The organism is Microcoleus sp. Z1_B2 (assembly GCF_036700325.1).
Taxonomy (GTDB): domain Bacteria; phylum Cyanobacteriota; class Cyanobacteriia; order Cyanobacteriales; family Microcoleaceae; genus Microcoleus.
This window is the reverse complement of the sequence record NZ_JAUBOQ010000016.1, coordinates 38,887-56,040: the sequence shown is the minus strand read 5'-3', so window position 1 is coordinate 56,040 and position 17,154 is coordinate 38,887. Positions and strand designations below refer to the sequence as shown.

The window sequence follows — 17,154 nt, the reverse complement described above, 5'->3', positions numbered from 1 at the left end:
AACTGATATCTTGCACCATTCTCAATTAGCCCTAGGGGCGGGTTCGCCAACAGCCTTAAAGCTTGCAAATAGGTTCTATAAACCCGCCCGACCCCACGAAAAATCCTCTTATTGATATTGCTGCAAGATGTCAGTTAAAACCGACTTTAACTCTCTCGACGGGGATTTCTATCACTGCTAGGACTCAAAGCAAAACCCGATCGCCCCAAAAGTGCGATCGGGGTCGATCGATGAGTCCGAGAGTCCGACAGGGATTGAAATCCCTGTCTCATAGCTGAAGTCCACTTAAGTGGACTAAATTGAACCACAGTTTGATGAGACTGAGAAATTTGATAACGGGCAGGCAAGCGTGAGAAATGGTTGGCAATTCAGTATGGTCTCTGACCACGAATTTCTTGATGGTACCCGCCACGTGATTTATCCGTGGAATCAACCCAAAATCGAAAATCGAAAATCCTCAAGAAAGAGCATTTATCCGTGGGGTCGCCTCTAAAATCTAAAATCTAAAATCTAAAATCGATTGACTGTACTGAGTATATTTAGGATTTGAATAATTAAACTAACTGCCACTCAAGAATACCAAACTACAAAGTATAGGACGAAAAGAATATGGGTTTGTCGATCTAAGCTGTTGTGCATTTAATTTGTATGTTAACGGCGGGCTTTCGGGCCCAAGCCCTACTTCCCACAAGAGAAAAAATTTATTTTACTATGCAATTTAAATGCGGATTAGCTTATTGATTTCGCTAATCTTAGGATTATTAATTACAGCCATGATTAATCGGTTAATGGCGATATAGCAACCGCCTTGGCGGTTTCTATACTAGCGTGTTTTTTTATTCAAACTGACAACAAGTATTTTTTGTATCGGAGGCGGAATATGGATAATTTATCGGACAATTCAGCATAGAAAACACAATATATTGGTTTATGAAGTCGGGGCGGAAACTTGCACCCGCCCTTTAGATATTCGGTTAACCGTACTCAAATAGCCACTTTAACGCGAGAACATTACCGCCCACTCTTCGTCGTTGATTTCAATATACAAAATTGCGATCGGCACAGACAGATCCATTACCTAGTTATCGGGCATTAGTGATTTCCCTTCATTCCCTATAGGCAAAAATTAGGTATAATTGGTTAGCGCGTATTATGATAAAAGTTTAAAAAAAGAAGGGCCAGGGAGGGAAGAACCCAAACGCGATAGTGATGAGTCATTACCCATCTAAAATCTAAAATCTAAAATCTAAAATCTAAATTTGTATGAGCTACATCAAGATATTGACCGCAAAATAAAACAGCACAATAAACGGGCCACTTGTTCTGATTAGTAAAGTAGCGAAATGAATAAGGTATTAGGGCATAATGTTGTGAAAGATGGAACAGGGTATGGAACTAAATTTACAGAAATTTTATAGCGCCTGCAATCCCAGCTACACCCTGGCAGTAGCAAATCAACAAGACCGACAATACTATATCGATTTCTCTTCAGTGCGGGGCGGCACGATCGTAGAACAATTGGAGCGCACCATCAGCCGTCTGTCCCCCGATTCACCTACCTGTCAATTATTCACCGGTCACATCGGCTCTGGTAAATCAACTGAATTGCTGCGGCTACAAGCTCAATTGCAGCAACAAGGATTTCATGTTGTTTATTTTGAGTCGAGTAAAGACTTAGACATGGCAGATGTAGATATCACTGACATTTTATTGAGCGTTGCTCGTCAGGTGAGCGAAAGTATCGAGAAAATGAAAATCAAGCTGCAACCGACGGGTTTTAAAGCTTTGCTCAAAGGGGTTGCTGATGTTTTTCAAACTCAAATAGACTTGAGTGCTGAAGCTAATGTCCCTGGTTTTGGGGAAATAAATGCCAGCACGGAGGGAGAATTTTCTCTGTCTTTGGGAATTGGGAAAATTACTGCTAAGGCGAAAGATGCTCCGAATCTGCGATCGGAGTTAAGGCAATATTTGGAGCCGCGAACTAACGTAATTTTAGATGCACTGAATAAGGAGTTGCTGGAACCGGCTAACCAAGAACTGAAACGCCAGGGAAAACAGGGACTTGTGGTAATTATCGACAATCTCGATCGCATACACCTGTGCGCGAAACCGACGGGGCGACTGCAGCCGGAATACCTGTTTGTCGATCGCGGCGAACAATTGGCAAGACTAAATTGCCACGTCGTGTATACAATTCCTTTGGTGCTGATTTTCTCTAACGATTTGGGCCAGTTGACCAATCGATTTGGGGTAGATCCGAAGGTTTTGCCGATGGTGCCGGTGCAGTTTAGCGATGGTTCTGAGTGTTCTGAGGGTGTGGAATTGCTGCGGCAAATGGTTCTGGCGCGGGCTTTTCCAACGGTGCATCCTTCACAGCGCTATGCTTTGGTGGGCAAAGTTTTCGACTCTGCGGAAACTCTCGATCGCCTGTGTCGAGTCAGCGGCGGTCATGTCCGCAATTTGCTGCAACTACTGTATGGCTGTCTGCAGAAACAAGACCCTCCTCTGTCGCGGGAAACTTTGGAAAATGTGATCGTCCAGCGCCGCCACCAGCTTACTTTGGCGATCGAACCTGATGAGTGGCAATTGCTGCGCCAAGTATCCGTTACCAAAACTGTGAACGGGGAAACTAAATACCAAATATTGCTGCGGAGTCTCTGGGTGTTTGAATACCGTTACGGCGAAGATTATTGGTTTGATGTCAATCCGATTTTGGCTGACGCCAAAGAGTTTCGGGAAACAGTTGAGAGTTGACAGTTGACAGTTGACAGTTGATGGTTGAGAGTTGATGGTTGATGGTTGAGAGTTATCTCCGCCTAATCATAAACAGTCAACAGTCAACTAACAAAAATGATTAAAGGCACGACTAAACTGTTAGGAGTAATTGGTCATCCCGTCGAACATTCTTTGTCGCCGGCGATGCACAATGCTGCTATTTCCCACTTGGGAGTCGATTTTGTTTACTTGCCGTTTCCGGTAAAACCAGGGGATTTAAAAGCTGCTCTTGCAGGATTTGCGGCGATCGGCGTTCGGGGATTTAGCATCACGATTCCCCACAAACAAGCAATCTTACCGCTGTTGTCAGAAGTTTCCCCGATCGCCCGATCGATCGGCGCAGTCAATACCGTATACCTGACTGACAAAGGTTGGTGCGGCACAAATACAGACGTTGAAGGCTTTCTCGCGCCCCTGCAAACCCCCCCAACCCCCCCTTACCAAGGGGGGGCTAGGGGGGATTCCGAAGAAACGGGCAATACGGCAGTCGAATCCTGTCCCCCCCCTTACCAAGGGGGGGCTAGGGGGGGTTCCGAAGAAACGGGCAATACGGCTGTTGAATCCTGTCCCCCCCCTTACCAAGGGGGGGCTAGGGGGGGTTCCGATTGGAGTCAGAAAGTAGCGGTAATTTTGGGGAATGGCGGGGCCGCGAGAGCTGTTGTGGCTGGATGCGCTCAATTGGGATGTGCAGAGATTCACGTTGTCGGCCGCAACGAACAAAATTTAGGGGAATTTCAGCAGAGTTGGGTCAATTCTCCGATGCCCGTGCATAATTTGCAGGTGCATACTTGGGATAATTTGTCAAGCTTAATCTCGCAGGCAGATTTGCTGGTGAACACGACGCCTGTGGGGATGTATCCGCAGGGGGAAAAGTCGCCGGTTGCGGCTGGTGAGATCGATCGAATTTCAGCAGGTGCGATCGTCTATGATTTAATTTACACCCCTAATCCTACCCAGTTTCTCAAAGATGCGAAGCTTCGGGGAGCGCGAGCTATTGACGGACTCCCCATGCTAGTTCAACAAGGAGCAGCCGCCTTAAAAATTTGGCTGGATCAAGAATCCGTCCCAGTCGATGTGATGCGCCAAGCCTTGCGCCAGCATTTAGGTCTAGATTAATGCCATTTCTTCAAAAAGTAGCTGTAGTTTTCAGAATTCCTATAAGCAGGAATTTGAGGCCCAATTCGCGCTAAGCTGAGAATTAAAATATACTTGCCCCCCCATTTATGAAATTTCGAGCTATCAGCCTTTTTTTTGCTACTTGCCTAATCGGAATTTTTAGTTTGGTATTCACTCCACCTGCTTGGGCTTTGACGCAGATTAAACTTTCAGACCTTTCTTATCGCGAATGTCCGGCAGAAATGGGAGAAGGAACAGTCACCAGCGGCAGTTCTATGGAAGCTACCTGCTTTTTGATTACTGGGAAAGCTGAAAATAGCACCGGCAAACCAGTTGTCAATGCCGATATTTTCGGCCGCATTTATGATGCTGACGACAATCCGGTGATGCAAAACCGGACTCGGTTGGGTTCTATAGAAGAAGTTCCTCCCGGAGTTAGCGATTTTCAGCTCAGAATTTCCGTTGCCGCCAATCAACGAACACCTTTGAAGCTCAAGCAATTTAAAGCTACAGGTTTTACTGGCGTGGTTCGCCGCTAACGAAACTCTTGGAGATTTTGGGTTGGCTGCCGATGAAATTGCGATGCAGTTTTCGATTTTCGATTGTTGAGCGGCCGGCAATTTCTCATTTCTAATTTACGATAAACTCCCCAGCTTTTCAACCGGGGAGTTAATCTAAAAATGTCAAATCTAAAATTTAGTTGCCGGCGGCTAGGTCTGCCAAACAATTTACGCTCGATGCTGAAAAACTTAAGCTTTTCCAACTACAAAGATGTTTGCAGGCTGGTCAAAAGACCGATCAAGAATTCCGAGCCGAATTGCAGTACAAAAAACGCAATTAGTGGTGAAAAGTCAATCCCTCCCAAGGGGGGGATAATCGAGCGGAATAGATTGAGGTAAGGGTCTGTTAACTGACTCAAAATTGAAAACGGGGGGTCGTACCAATTGATGTTAGGGAACCAGCTTAACAGCACCCGAATAATCATCAGGGCTACATAGATTTGCAGAAATGTGGACAGCGTGGTTGCCAAAAGGCCTAGGGAATAACTCATATATTCTCGTTGAAGTTTGAGTAAAGTTTACAGACACTTTAACTTAAAGTTTAGCATAGGTCGGGGAGAGGGGGAGCATGAGGCTGTTTACGGGCGGGCTAGAAGAGTAACGACCCACAATAAAATTCACTCTTGGCTTCACAGGCCCGAAAGGCCTGTTAAGCGAGAATGGTGCAAGATGTCAGTAGCCCCCATCGATCGGCCCGACTAATCTAAAATTTTAAAGGGATTCAGGAGTCTTGGGCGATCGAACCCTCGCTGCCCGACGCCGGCGCGTTGCCGTTTACGTCGCCGAGTTGCAGCCGCACGTCATCTATTGCCTGATTGAGCTGGGCAATTTTATCTTCTAAACTCAGCCTTGCTACTTCCATCCCTTCGGCTTCGAGTTGGCTGGCTTTCCTCTGGCGGATCTTTCTTGTCTTTGCTTCTGAAGGTTCACTCAGCAAAGCTTCAGCAGCGCGCCGCGACAGCACCGCGCCCAAAACGGCACCCACCAAGCCGCCAACTGCGGCTCCGGCAATAAATCCCCCCGTAAAACCCTCTCGATTGCTCATGGCTCAACTCAACAGCGCGATATTTCTTTGATTTGTTTATTTTGACACTCTCCCGGTGAGAAACCGGCAGACGATTTTAGATTTTAGATTTTAGATTTTAGATTGAGATGCCCAGCGCGAAAAATCATCCGCAAAGAGAAAGCCTAATGAGCATCAAGTCGGTTAGTTGTCAGGTAAGGCGAGAATTCCGACTTCCGAGTTAAAGCGGATCATTTCCAAAGATCGATCGCCATACAAATCTTCTATGTGTTCCAAGCAGCACTCGATCGCGAAATCGTTCAATTGGGCCGGCTCAACGCCGTACATTTCCTCAAACACCTCTGAGTCTACCCGACAAAAGCGCGGTCGATCGGCATAAATTCCGCATTCTCTGGTGGTTTTGTCAAAATTGATACACCAACCGTCATCTCCGACTAAGCTCAAATAGAGCGATAATTCGTCTTCTGATAAATACTCGTCTAAGTCTGGGCGCTCTGTTGGGTCGAGGTAACAACAAGCACCGCACTGCTTTACGCAACGCCAAGTAGCCATAGTTTGATTTTAGATTTTAGATTTTAGATTTTAGATTTTAGATTCGGAGCATTATGTGGAAAATGCCAAACTTTAGGAGATTTGGGCTCTTCAAGTATATCAATTGCCAGCGCCGGAGGCCCATATCCCGAAGGGGCGGTTGGATTTGAGATTTGAGATTTGAGATTTGGGAGACTTTCCGGGAAGGGGCATCAAGTCCGCAGTTCCCTGTGACCAAGACTTTCTTCATGTGGTACCCGCCACGTGATTTATCCGTGGAATCAATCCAAAATCGAAAATTGAAAATCCTTGCGTCCCCCGAATTTATCCCTGGGGTCAATCCAAAATCTAAAATCTCAAATCTAAAATCGAATGACTGAGAGGTCGATCGTAGTTTACATTTTGTTGAATTTTGTAAAGTTCCTTAAAAAATATGGTCGATCGCCCGGTAAAATCAGAAGCGGATTTTCTAATGCAACAATCTAGACTTAATCACTACAGTCAGGAGGACAAATGGACTTTATAACCGATCTTTTCAGTGGTATGGGTGGTGTAGACTACCAACTCATTGTTCAGGTAGCTTTACTCGCAGCCGTCGTGCTTTCTGGCCCGATCGTGATTTTTCTCTTGGCAGCTAAAGGCGGCGACCTGTAATTATAGCACGCTAGGCGGCGATCGAGAGTTGGGAGTTTTGAGTTTTAAATTAGGCAAAATTCACAACGCTCGATCGCCAAATTTCCCAGCAGCACGAGCTTTCTTATCAAATACCAAGGGCGTGTTTAGCAGTTTGAATCAAATTCTCAAAAAAAGGTAGAGATACATCGACTTCTCTAGCATCTTTGCGGGAGTTACCTAACAAACCGATGTTTTGTCCGGGTGCAACAGCCAAAACTTGCCCTTGAGAGTTGCGAATTCTCAATTCCTCGATCGAGCCGGCGGGAGACAGACTGCAAGAATAAGTGCGATCGCAATAATCAAACTCAACTTTTCCGAACCTCGGTGGCCTGGAAGTAGCAGCATTTGCCGGTAGCCGAACGCCCAACAATTCTAACTCAACCGATGTCTTGCCATTAAAACTATTTTCCCGCAATCGGTAAGCAAGATCAACCCGCCGAGGCAAAGGAAAATATTCGCCCCAACGCCAAGCAATCGCCTTCACACTAGCCGATACATTTCCATCTTGAGTTGCAGTTAATTTAACGTGACCTCCTTTACCAACAATTTTCTGTTCAGTTATGCAAACATTAGGCGTCCAAAATACAGGAGCCTTATTTTCAATCCCGCAAGGTTCCAGAGCATCAATTTGTCGGTAAAGGTCAAGATTAATCTCAGCCAAATCTGCTCGCACGTCAACTGAAACCAGCGGTTTTAAGTGTTCCGGCTGCAAACATTGATTGGCAAAAATTGACAATTGGCTGCGGAATTGTTCGAGATTCTCAGCAGGCATAGAAAAACCGCCAGCCGCTTTGTGTCCGCCAAATTTAGTTAATAAATCCGCGCAAAAATTCAGCCCATCAAATACATTAAACTCAGGAATTCCCCTCGCCGAACCCCTGATAATTTTATGGGCGATCGTCCCTACAGCCTCGTTTTCGCCAGCCTCATCCTCAAAAGTACCGATAAACACAGGCACGCCGTAGCGTTCCACCAACCGAGAAGCCACAATCCCGATCACCCCGTGGTGCCAACCCGGTTGCACGACAACTAAAACTCGTTCTTGCTGCAAATCGATCGCCTTTTCCTCGCACCAAGCAATTGCTTCCTGCTCAATTTCCTGGCACAACTCCTGCCTGCGCTGATTAATTTGTTCGCACTGCATCGCGTTTTTAAGAGCTAATTCGCGATCGTCCGTAGTCAGCAACTCTATCACAATTTGAGGGTCAGCCAGCCGCCCCACAGCATTAATCCGGGGCCCAAGCCTAAAACCAATATCTTCAGGCTTTAACGAATTTTGAGTAGGGGCGGTGCCCCCGTGCCCGCCCTTGAGTTTTGAGTTGAGAATAGATGAACTTTCCGCACTTCCAGGCTGCACTCCCGCCACCTGAATCAAAGCCTGAATACCCGCCAATTGCGAGTGAGGCAACAGCCGCAAACCCCGCTTTACCCAGCGCCGATTAACTCCAGTCAAAGGTGCTAAATCCGCAATAGTTCCCAACGTGAATAACTCCAGCAGGGGATTTACCAACCCCCCAACTTTTTTCATATCCTGAGCCAAAGTAATAGCCAAAACATAAGCAACGCCTACGCCAGCTAAACCGCGATAAGGCGAAGATTCCGCGATTAATTTCGGGTTGAGAATAGCATCTGCCGGCGGCAGTTTTGGCGGCAAATCGTGGTGGTCTGTAATAATAACTTTGACACCGAGTTCTCGTGCTCTGGCAACCGGGCCGTAGGCTGCAATTCCGTTGTCAACCGTGAGAATGAGAGCGACACCTTCCGAGTGAAATTCTTCTACAATGCGATCGTTAATCCCATAACCTTCTCGCATCCGGCTCGGAATAGCATAATCCACATTCGCCCCCAGAACCCTGAGAGCGCGTAACAACAAAGCCGTGCTCGTCATCCCGTCAGCATCGTAGTCGCCGCAAATCGCAATTTTTTGCCCTCCCGAAATCGCCTCCCGCAACAATTTGACACTCGCAGCCAAATCTGGAAACTCATCCATTGGCGCCGGCAAAACCAGAGATTCCGGTTCGATAAACCCTTGCACTTCTTTAACCGAATCGATGCCCCGGTTAATCAGCACCTGGGCCAGCAAAGGCGACAAACTGATTTCAGTGGCAAACTGTTCGGCTTGCTGTGTTTGAGGCGAATAAATTTGCCACCGTTGGTTTGGCAATCGGTGAAAATGCGGGGGCACAGATGTCGGTAGCTCTTGCACGGAAGCTGAGGTTTAAAGATACATGATTAATCTTACCGAATTAAGTGCCTCAGTCAATCAATTTTAGATTTTAGGTTTTAGGTTTTAGATTTTAGATTGATGCTGATGAGTTTTTTGGGTAAAATCCAAAGGTTGTTTGTAGGAAAGCTTTTTTCGGAAGCTCTCACCGCACCCAAATAGGGATCAAAGCCCTGCCAACAGTCATGGAGACCAAAAAATTTTAGACCAAAGTTCAAACGCCCCAGATTTATCTGTGGAGTCAATCTAAAATCTCGAATCTCAAATCGACTGGTGGGAGCCGAAGAAATAAGTGTAGCAGGCAGTTGTGCCGCCCGTGCTAGGGCGAGGCTAATTTAATTTAATGAGGAGACTTGCATGAGAGACGATCGACCACCTTGGTTTAAAATGGCATTACAGGTTCGGGGGTCTGTCATTCTCTCAATTTTGCCCCGCGTTTTGCTGTGCGGCGGCTTTGGAGTTTTTATTTCCCTACTGCACTTTTTTAAGTGGCCAGTTTCCTTACCAATTTTGTCGAGTATTGTACCCAGTATAGTCCTGGGTCTACTATTAGTTTTTCGGACAAATACAGCCTACGAAAGATTTTGGGACGGCCGAAAAATGTGGGGAACTTTAGTCAACAACGTCCGCAATTTGGCGCGCCAAATCTGGGTAGCAATTGAGGAAAAAGACCCGCAGGATATCGAACTCAAAAAGTCAGTCCTGCGCCTGTTACCCGCCTTTGCAGTGGCCCTAAAACTGCATTTGCGGCAAGAATCAGTCAATCCAGAGTTGGAGCCGTTAATGTCCCCAGCGCACTACCACAAGCTCAAATCAATGAACAATCCGCCTCTAGAAATTGCCTTTTGGATTGAGGATTACTTGCACGAGCAGTACGAGCGCAATTGCCTCGATGTTTATCAGTTAACTGGTATGAATGAGTTGCTCAACTCTATGATTGATGTATTAGGTGGCTGCGAGCGGATTTTGAAGACGCCTATCCCTTTGGCTTACGCGATTCACCTGAAACAACTATTGTTGCTTTACTGTTTAGCCCTCCCCTTTCAAATGGTGAAAGATTTGGGTTGGGGAACCGGCTTAGTTGTGGCTTTAATTAGTTTTACTTTGTTCGGCATCGAAGAAATCGGCATTGAAATAGAAAATCCCTTCGGGCACGATGACAATGATTTGCCTTTGGACAATATTTGTGCTGCCATGCAGCGCAATATCGACGATTTAATTTCTTTATCTCCTAGCGTTCACGAACACGTGAAAGATAAGTAGAGTCATTCGATTTTAGATTTTAGATTTTAGATTGGTACATAAAATCTAAAATCTAAAAGCTTCGGATTAATTTTTTTTAACAATCAACCGCATTAACCCCGCTAATACTAACAATACAGGTGTCAGCCAATCTCCCCACCGCACGTAAAAAGTCCGAGTTTGCCGCCGATAGATAGTAGCATCTCGGACTTCATAGGTATTAATCCCAGACTTCCAAACCGTCTCGCCGCGAGGATTTACAAAAGCAGAGTAACCCGTATTAGTTGCGATAACTGCCCATCTATCCGTCTCAATTGCCCGCATCACATCTAGAGCGTGATGTTGATCCAACATGGGCGGTTTGTAGTGGGCATTGTTGGAAGCTGTGAGCATAAATTCGCCTCCATTCGCCGCCTGATATCGGAAAATTTCCGCAAAGGCCGAATCGTAACAAATTCCGACAATGGCGCGGCCAAACGGCGTATCAAACAATTGTTGAGAATTGCCGGGTACTAAATGAGCATCTAAGGGCGAAAGTCGATTAATAATCCCGCCTAAGATTTCGTAAAAAGGGATATATTCGCCTAAAGGCACTAGCTTTAGTTTATCGTAGCGGCCGACAATTTCTCCAGTGCGATCGATCGCCAATAAGCTGTTAGTGATACTATTATCTTGCTGTCCGAATCCTCCAACCCAAGCCACAACGCCGCGTTCGAGAATAGCTTGGTAAAAGGAAAGAGTAGAACGCTGATACTCGTTTGTCCAGATAAAAGGCAAAGCTGTCTCTGGAATTAACACAGCATCGACTTTTCTGTCGGCTAACTGTTTGTATCCAGTGGTGTAACCTTCTAAAGCGCGCCCCCAACCCGCTGAGTCAAACTTAATCTCGTTAGGAATATTGCCTTGAATAATGCCAATTTTTAATGATGTTCCCGCCTCTTGAATTAAAGGCCGATTGTACAAACTCCAGCCTGCAATATGCAAAACTAAAAATAAACCCGCAGGCAAAATATAAGCAACCGACTTCTTCCCTCGGACTTCTCCCTTCTTACCTCGGACTCTCTCCTGCTTCCATCCATCCGTTACATCCGTTACATCCGTTACGTCCGTTGCCGAACTTCCTTCTTCCTTCTTCCTTCTTCCTTCAATAAAAGCTTCTGCGATTAAGCCATTTACTGCTACAATAGCCGCTGTTACTGCGCTGGGCCCGGAGAGTTGACCGAGGTGCAATATTGCTAAATTGTGCGGGCTTTGCGTGTAAGATAGTGATGTCCACCACAGCGAACCTGTACTCCAAATACTTTCTAAGGCACACCACAAAGCTGTGCCAATTAAAACGCGAGTTAATGCTGAAAATTTAGAGCTACCCCCCCCAGCCCCCCCTTGTAAAGGGGGGGAGTTAGGAATAGGATTTTTGCTGGGTAAAGTGAGGGAGTTGAGAATTACAAATAGCCACGCCCAAACGGCGACTAAGGCTGCTCCCCAGAGGGTGATGAATGCCCAGCAAAAAAGTGCGATCGCCAAACTCGGCCACCAAGGAACTCCCAACCAAGTCATCGGGTGAATTCCCATAATCCAAGATAAAGCTAATCCGTGATAGCCAATTCCCCAGAGTGAAGGAAGAAGGAAGTTCGGCAACGGATTCTGTAACGGATGTAACGGATGGATTTTGAGGAAAGAAGGAAGAAAGAGAAATTTTTGTTTTTGTTGTTCTATTTTTGGCTTTTGATAACTGACAACCAAAACCCACAGCGGAGCTAATGCTACCCAAGCCAATAGCCAAGCATTTACTGGTGCGGTTGTCAATGCCATCAAAATGCCGCTGAAAAGTGGGATCGCCCAGGCTAATGTTTTTGATTTATGAACCACGAGTTTTTCAAATTTGTGCCTGTTAAATATCGCCACTTTGATGCTTGCCAAAAATAATAATTCTTAATCAATATATCAGATCGATCGGGAAGAAGGGAGTTTGGCAACGAGCAGTGTACGGAATTTAACGGATTTAATGAATTTAACTCACATTTTGCACCCTTCTCAAGAACAGGCTTTTCGGCCTGTTCCACAAAGAGTTAGTTTTCTTGTGGAACAGGCCGAAAAGCCTGTTCCTAAACAATTAATTGAGAATGGTGCAACATCTCAGATTTAACGGATTTAACCGAAAAAAATCTCTCAAATTCTACTTGCTCAAACAAAAAGCGCCCCTATTTCTAGGAGCGCTTTTTGTTAAATCAAAAGCTAAATTTAGCCGTTGATGGAAGGAGCAACCATTGCTACTGGGGTGACTTCACCGGCGGCCAAGTCGAGGGGGAAGTTGTGAGCGTTGCGCTCGTGCATTACTTCCATGCCCAAGTTAGCGCGGTTGATGACATCAGCCCAAGTGTTGATGACGCGACCTTGCGAGTCGATAATCGATTGGTTGAAGTTGAAACCGTTGAGGTTAAACGCCATCGTGGAAATACCCAAAGCGGTAAACCAGATGCCGACAACAGGCCATGCACCTAACAAGAAGTGCAAAGAACGGCTGTTGTTAAAGCTCGCGTATTGGAAAATCAAACGACCGAAGTAGCCGTGGGCTGCAACGATGTTGTAGGTTTCTTCTTCTTGACCGAATTTGTAACCGTAGTTCAAAGATTCAGTTTCGGTTGTTTCGCGAACCAAGCTAGAGGTAACAAGAGAACCGTGCATGGCGGAGAACAGAGCACCGCCGAAGACACCAGCTACTCCCAACATATGGAAGGGGTGCATCAGGATGTTGTGCTCGGCTTGGAACACGATCATGAAGTTGAAGGTGCCGGAGATACCCAAGGGCATACCGTCAGAAAAGCTGCCTTGTCCGATCGGGTAAATCAAGAATACTGCGGTGGCTGCTGCAACAGGTGCAGAGTAAGCGACGCAGATCCAAGGACGCATACCTAAGCGGTAGGACAGTTCCCATTCACGACCCATGTAGCAGAAAATGCCAATCAGGAAGTGAAATACTACCAATTGGTAGGGGCCGCCGTTGTACAACCATTCGTCTAAGGAAGCTGCTTCCCAGATGGGATAGAAGTGAAGCCCGATCGCATTCGATGAAGGCACAACAGCACCAGTAATGATGTTGTTGCCGTACATCAAGGAACCAGCTACTGGTTCGCGGATGCCGTCGATGTCCACTGGAGGAGCAGCGATGAAGGCGATGATGTAGCAGATGGTGGCACTCAGCAAGGTGGGAATCATCAAGACGCCGAACCAACCGATGTAAATCCGGTTTTCAGTGCTTGTGACCCATTCACAAAAGCGTTCCCAAACGTTGCCGCTTTCGCGACGCTGTACGGTTGTTGTCATTTGGTTTATGATGGCTTAATTGAATTTTCAAAGTTCGTTGTGGGGATGCCCCACGCTTATATTAGTAACACCATTCCCTAAAGTTTGCCAAGGGATTTCTGCTGACAATTTCAACATTTTACAAACTTTTACAAAAACTGGATTCTTGGTAAATATTTGTAGTTTTTTACAAAGCAATATTACCCACATAACAGGTAAAATATAGCGGCCTGAAGAACTGAATTTATTAGCTGTAGATGGGTTCAGCAGTTTTAGCAAATTATTTTTGTTCAGGTCGATTCTCTTTCTGTTTAAATATCTCTTAATTACGTCTGGGATAGAGAATTTTTAATATTTATTCACATATACCCTGTGGATTCTGCGAGGGAAAATTTTTATCTGGAGAATAGTGAAAACCGGGTTTCTAGTGCGGGCTGCATTCTCAATAATCTCCAATCAACCGGGTTTATTGACGAAAAAAGAAACCCGGTTTCTGAGGCGCTTGGCAATAGAAATCAACCGGGTTTCTGAGGATGAGTCCGCAAGTTCGGCGTAAAAATTAGGATTTAGCCTGGGGGCCAGTTCATCTGCCGACCGCCGAGAATGTGAAGGTGCAGGTGGTCTACAGTTTGGCCGCCGTCGCTGCCGCTATTAATGACGACGCGATAGCCGTTGCTAAGTCCGAGTTGTTCTGCTACGTGCTTGACAGTCAGCAGCAGGTGTCCCATGAGAGCATGATCTTCCGACTCGGCATCGGCTAATTTGGCAATAGGCTGTTTGGGAATGACGAGGATGTGGACGGGTGCTTGCGGATTGATATCTCTGAAGGCGAGGGCCAAGTCGTCCTCATAAACGATGTCTGCGGGAATCTCTTTGCGGATGATTTTGCTGAAAAGCGTTTCTTGAGTTGTCATCAAAAGTCCTTGGGTCTGAAACCCCGTCCTTACAGGACGGCTTTACGTTGTAATTGAATCCCCTTGCGGGGTAGGGGGGTATGGTTGCCCCCCCGTGAGGATATGGTTGTCCTCAATCTCCCATTTCTGGGGTAAAGTTAGCTTCGCCAATGTTTAGTGAGCTTGTTAGGCTAGCAGCACTGTTCCTGTTACCTGAGAACTGTTTAACCACTAGCGACAGAGCAAGGGACTAGCTTCGTATCCCAGGGTGTCGTGACTCAAAAAACGTAGTCAGTTAAGACTTAGGCTGGTCAGAATGGCTTGTTAGATTTCTCTTTCAAGCCTCATGCCGTCAGGGCTGAGGTTCCTGACGGGTGTTAACGAAGGAAGAAGGAAGAGGGAAGAAGGCCCAAGTGGGAAGTGGGAAGAGGGAAGGCCCAAGTGGGAAGGGAGAAGGGTTCGAGGGAAGAGGGAAGACCCAGCAGGATAGAAGGAAGAGGAGAAAAAGAAGAGGCAAGGAAAAGTTTTTCTTGCCTCTCCCGATATTCATTAGTCATTGTTAATCATAATAGATGATGAATCAAGGACAGGCAAATTAAGGATAAAGAAAAATGCTTGCTAGGGTTTGGAGTGCATCGATCGTTGGAATTGACGCGGTAAAGGTGGGTGTTGAGGCTGATGTGTCAGGGGGGCTACCGAAAATCGTCGTTGTGGGGTTGCCCGATTCTGCGGTGCAAGAAGCTAAAGAAAGGGTTAAGGCTACGCTGAAAAATTCGGGATATGCTTTTCCGATGCGGAGTATTGTGATTAATTTGACTCCGGCGGATTTGCGGAAGGAGGGGCCGAGTTTTGATTTGCCGATCGCCATTGGCATTTTAGCAGCATCAGAACAAGTCAGCGGTCAACTTTTAGGAGATTATTTGTTTTTAGGGGAACTTTCTTTAGATGGGAGTTTACGGCCTGTGGCTGGGGTTTTGCCGATCGCCGCTGCTGCTCAAAAAATGGGTATTTCAGGATTAGTTGTACCGGCTGGTAACGCGCAGGAAGCGGCTTTGGTGCACGGAATATCTGTTTATGGTTTTGAGAATATTTTTGCAGTTACTGATTTTTTGAACAATCCTGAAGTTTATTCGCCTGTCGAAGTAAACGGTCGAGAAGAGTTAGCTAAAACGCGGTTTTCGGGTTTAGATTTAAAGGATGTAAAGGGGCAAATTCACGCGCGGCGGGCTTTGGAAATTGCGGCGGCGGGGGGACACAATTTAATTTTTGTGGGGCCGCCAGGGAGCGGTAAGACGATGTTGGCGAGGCGTTTGCCTGGTATTTTGCCGCCGCTGACTTTTGATGAAGCTTTGGATGTAACTCAGATTCATTCGGTGGCTGGGTTGTTGAAGGATAAGGGAAGCTTGGTGGGCGATCGGCCTTTTCGCAGTCCTCACCATTCAGCATCGGGGCCTTCTTTGGTAGGTGGCGGCAGTTTTCCGCGTCCGGGTGAAATTTCTTTAGCACATCGCGGCATTCTTTTTTTGGATGAATTAACTGAGTTTAAAAGAGATGTTTTGGAGTTTTTGCGACAACCGCTGGAAGATGGTTATGTGACGATTTCTCGAACTAGACAATCCGTGATGTTTCCGGCTCAATTCACTTTAGTTGCGAGTACAAATCCTTGCGCTTGCGGTTATTACGGGGATTCGATTCAACAGTGTACTTGTTCGCCGCAAAAGAGGGAGCAATATTGGGCAAAACTTTCGGGGCCTTTGATGGATCGGATTGATTTGCAAGTGGCCGTAAATCGTTTGAAACCCGAAGAAATTACGCGACAGCCGACGGGGGAGGAGTCGGAACCGGTGCGGGTGAGAGTACAGCGGGCGCGAGAGCTCGCAACTCGCCGTTTTCAGTCGGAATCTAGTTTGCGCTGTAATGCGGAAATGCAAAGCAGTCACATTAACAGATGGTGTCAGTTGGATGATGCTTCTCGGAATTTATTGGAGATGGCGATTCGGAAGTTGGGGCTTTCGGCGAGGGCTAGCGATCGCATTTTGAAGGTTGCTAGAACTATTGCTGATTTGTCGGGGGATGAAAGCTTGAAAACGAATCATGTGGCGGAGGCGGTGCAGTATCGGACGATCGATCGAATGCAGTAAGTCAATCGATTTTAGATTTTAGATTTTAGATTTTAGATTTTAGAGGCGACCCCACGGATAAATGCTCTTTCTGGAGGATTTTCGATTTTCGATTTGGGATTGATTCCACGGATAAATCACGTGGCGGGTACCACATGAAGAAATTCGCTTGTCAGCAGCGGCTCAAAAGACACAATCCCCCGATCCCCGACTTCTTAAAGAAGTTGGGTATTTAACAGTTGATTCGGCGATTTAAATTGCTTCTAAACATACGAAGTCGCAGCAGAGGGGGACGAAGGGATTGAGGGGGTATTGAAGCTCGATTGATGTTGTCCCATTATTTAATTGAGCCACTGAAACGCCCCGATGTTCCCATGTTTATTGTCTGATTTTGTGCTGCATGGTGCCAGTATCACTTGTGACCGAAAGCATCCAGGATACCCGCCACGTGATTCATCCGTGGAGAAATCAAAAACGTGTATCCGATAAGCAAGCCCCCGAATTTATCTCGCGCAAGTCAATGCTTCAATCTAAAATCTAAAATCTAAAATCTAAAATCGATTGACAGTTGCGTAAGTTCTGTTAGTGTTAGATTGGGGGAGGTCACAGCAAACCAAGGCAGCAGTTAAAGTGGCGAGCGAGGAAGCTTTAGACCAACTGCCCGAAAGCTAATCAACTGAAGTTTATCAGC

General features: G+C 46.3%; 15 protein-coding genes. 7 read left to right on the top strand and 8 right to left on the bottom strand.

Features of this window, described 5'->3' with window-relative positions; translation table 11 throughout:
- Window positions 1-146: 146 nt before the first annotated feature.
- On the bottom strand, window positions 147-272 hold the full coding sequence (locus tag QT984_RS11745) for a hypothetical protein (protein ID WP_333210192.1): 126 nt from the start codon (window positions 270-272) through the stop codon (window positions 147-149).
- Between the two features lie 1,117 nt (window positions 273-1,389).
- Here QT984_RS11745 and QT984_RS11740 point away from each other — a divergent pair.
- The 3 genes from QT984_RS11740 to QT984_RS11730 all read left to right on the top strand — a co-directional run bounded on the left by QT984_RS11740 (window position 1,390) and on the right by QT984_RS11730 (window position 4,430).
- On the top strand, window positions 1,390-2,754 hold the full coding sequence (locus QT984_RS11740) for a P-loop NTPase fold protein (protein WP_333054506.1): 1,365 nt from the start codon (window positions 1,390-1,392) through the stop codon (window positions 2,752-2,754).
- 96 nt (window positions 2,755-2,850) lie between these two features.
- On the top strand, window positions 2,851-3,891 hold the full coding sequence (locus QT984_RS11735; RefSeq protein WP_333054508.1) for a shikimate dehydrogenase: 1,041 nt from the start codon (window positions 2,851-2,853) through the stop codon (window positions 3,889-3,891).
- Window positions 3,892-3,998: 107 nt separating this feature from the next.
- A complete protein-coding gene (locus QT984_RS11730; RefSeq protein ID WP_190657424.1) occupies window positions 3,999-4,430 on the top strand; it encodes a hypothetical protein in 432 nt (143 codons plus the stop codon).
- A gap of 224 nt (window positions 4,431-4,654) precedes the next feature.
- Here QT984_RS11730 and QT984_RS11725 read toward each other — a convergent pair whose 3' ends face one another.
- From QT984_RS11725 to QT984_RS11715, 3 genes are all read right to left on the bottom strand, one after another.
- On the bottom strand, window positions 4,655-4,942 hold the full coding sequence (locus QT984_RS11725; RefSeq protein WP_333054509.1) for a YggT family protein: 288 nt from the start codon (window positions 4,940-4,942) through the stop codon (window positions 4,655-4,657).
- Window positions 4,943-5,172: 230 nt separating this feature from the next.
- The gene (locus tag QT984_RS11720) at window positions 5,173-5,496 is read right to left on the bottom strand and encodes a hypothetical protein (protein WP_333054510.1); all 324 of its coding nucleotides are present in this window, start codon (window positions 5,494-5,496) and stop codon (window positions 5,173-5,175) included.
- Window positions 5,497-5,658: 162 nt separating this feature from the next.
- On the bottom strand, window positions 5,659-6,027 hold the full coding sequence (locus QT984_RS11715; RefSeq protein ID WP_333054511.1) for a YkgJ family cysteine cluster protein: 369 nt from the start codon (window positions 6,025-6,027) through the stop codon (window positions 5,659-5,661).
- 492 nt (window positions 6,028-6,519) lie between these two features.
- Between QT984_RS11715 and psb30 the strand changes: the two genes are divergently transcribed.
- Window positions 6,520-6,660, top strand: coding sequence for a photosystem II reaction center protein Ycf12/Psb30 (gene psb30 / locus QT984_RS11710; protein ID WP_333054512.1), 141 nt, complete (start codon window positions 6,520-6,522; stop codon window positions 6,658-6,660).
- 106 nt (window positions 6,661-6,766) lie between these two features.
- On the opposite strand, the gene QT984_RS11705 is transcribed toward psb30, so the two are convergent.
- Entirely contained in the window at window positions 6,767-8,887 is a 2,121-nt protein-coding gene (locus QT984_RS11705) for a DHH family phosphoesterase (protein ID WP_333374050.1), read from the bottom strand.
- 375 nt (window positions 8,888-9,262) lie between these two features.
- Between QT984_RS11705 and QT984_RS11700 the strand changes: the two genes are divergently transcribed.
- Complete coding sequence (locus QT984_RS11700) at window positions 9,263-10,168, top strand: bestrophin family ion channel (protein WP_333054515.1); 906 nt, start codon at window positions 9,263-9,265, stop codon at window positions 10,166-10,168.
- Between the two features lie 66 nt (window positions 10,169-10,234).
- Here the strand turns inward: QT984_RS11700 and lnt are convergent, their stop codons facing one another.
- On the bottom strand, window positions 10,235-12,052 hold the full coding sequence (gene lnt, locus QT984_RS11695) for an apolipoprotein N-acyltransferase (RefSeq protein WP_333271410.1): 1,818 nt from the start codon (window positions 12,050-12,052) through the stop codon (window positions 10,235-10,237).
- A 64-nt stretch (window positions 12,053-12,116) separates the two neighbouring features.
- On the opposite strand from lnt, the gene QT984_RS11690 reads away from it, so the two are divergent.
- The gene (locus tag QT984_RS11690) at window positions 12,117-12,293 is read left to right on the top strand and encodes a hypothetical protein (RefSeq protein WP_333054517.1); all 177 of its coding nucleotides are present in this window, start codon (window positions 12,117-12,119) and stop codon (window positions 12,291-12,293) included.
- Between the two features lie 95 nt (window positions 12,294-12,388).
- On the opposite strand, the gene psbA is transcribed toward QT984_RS11690, so the two are convergent.
- The gene (gene psbA, locus QT984_RS11685; protein ID WP_333160757.1) at window positions 12,389-13,471 is read right to left on the bottom strand and encodes a photosystem II q(b) protein; all 1,083 of its coding nucleotides are present in this window, start codon (window positions 13,469-13,471) and stop codon (window positions 12,389-12,391) included.
- A 545-nt stretch (window positions 13,472-14,016) separates the two neighbouring features.
- Entirely contained in the window at window positions 14,017-14,364 is a 348-nt protein-coding gene (locus QT984_RS11680) for a histidine triad nucleotide-binding protein (RefSeq protein WP_333233759.1), read from the bottom strand.
- A gap of 590 nt (window positions 14,365-14,954) precedes the next feature.
- On the opposite strand from QT984_RS11680, the gene QT984_RS11675 reads away from it, so the two are divergent.
- Window positions 14,955-16,484: a YifB family Mg chelatase-like AAA ATPase gene (locus QT984_RS11675; RefSeq protein WP_333054521.1), complete on the top strand. Its 1,530-nt coding sequence runs from the start codon at window positions 14,955-14,957 to the stop codon at window positions 16,482-16,484.
- The last annotated feature ends 670 nt before the right edge of the window (window positions 16,485-17,154 follow it).

Coding starts and splice junctions, on each gene's coding strand:
- QT984_RS11745 (WP_333210192.1), bottom strand. CDS start 272: ATGAGACAGGGATTTCAATCCCTGTCGGACTCTCGGACTCATCGATCG.
- QT984_RS11740 (WP_333054506.1), top strand. CDS start 1,390: ATGGAACTAAATTTACAGAAATTTTATAGCGCCTGCAATCCCAGCTAC.
- QT984_RS11735 (WP_333054508.1), top strand. CDS start 2,851: ATGATTAAAGGCACGACTAAACTGTTAGGAGTAATTGGTCATCCCGTC.
- QT984_RS11730 (WP_190657424.1), top strand. CDS start 3,999: ATGAAATTTCGAGCTATCAGCCTTTTTTTTGCTACTTGCCTAATCGGA.
- QT984_RS11725 (WP_333054509.1), bottom strand. CDS start 4,942: ATGAGTTATTCCCTAGGCCTTTTGGCAACCACGCTGTCCACATTTCTG.
- QT984_RS11720 (WP_333054510.1), bottom strand. CDS start 5,496: ATGAGCAATCGAGAGGGTTTTACGGGGGGATTTATTGCCGGAGCCGCA.
- QT984_RS11715 (WP_333054511.1), bottom strand. CDS start 6,027: ATGGCTACTTGGCGTTGCGTAAAGCAGTGCGGTGCTTGTTGTTACCTC.
- psb30 (WP_333054512.1), top strand. CDS start 6,520: ATGGACTTTATAACCGATCTTTTCAGTGGTATGGGTGGTGTAGACTAC.
- QT984_RS11700 (WP_333054515.1), top strand. CDS start 9,263: ATGAGAGACGATCGACCACCTTGGTTTAAAATGGCATTACAGGTTCGG.
- psbA (WP_333160757.1), bottom strand. CDS start 13,471: ATGACAACAACCGTACAGCGTCGCGAAAGCGGCAACGTTTGGGAACGC.
- QT984_RS11680 (WP_333233759.1), bottom strand. CDS start 14,364: ATGACAACTCAAGAAACGCTTTTCAGCAAAATCATCCGCAAAGAGATT.
- QT984_RS11675 (WP_333054521.1), top strand. CDS start 14,955: ATGCTTGCTAGGGTTTGGAGTGCATCGATCGTTGGAATTGACGCGGTA.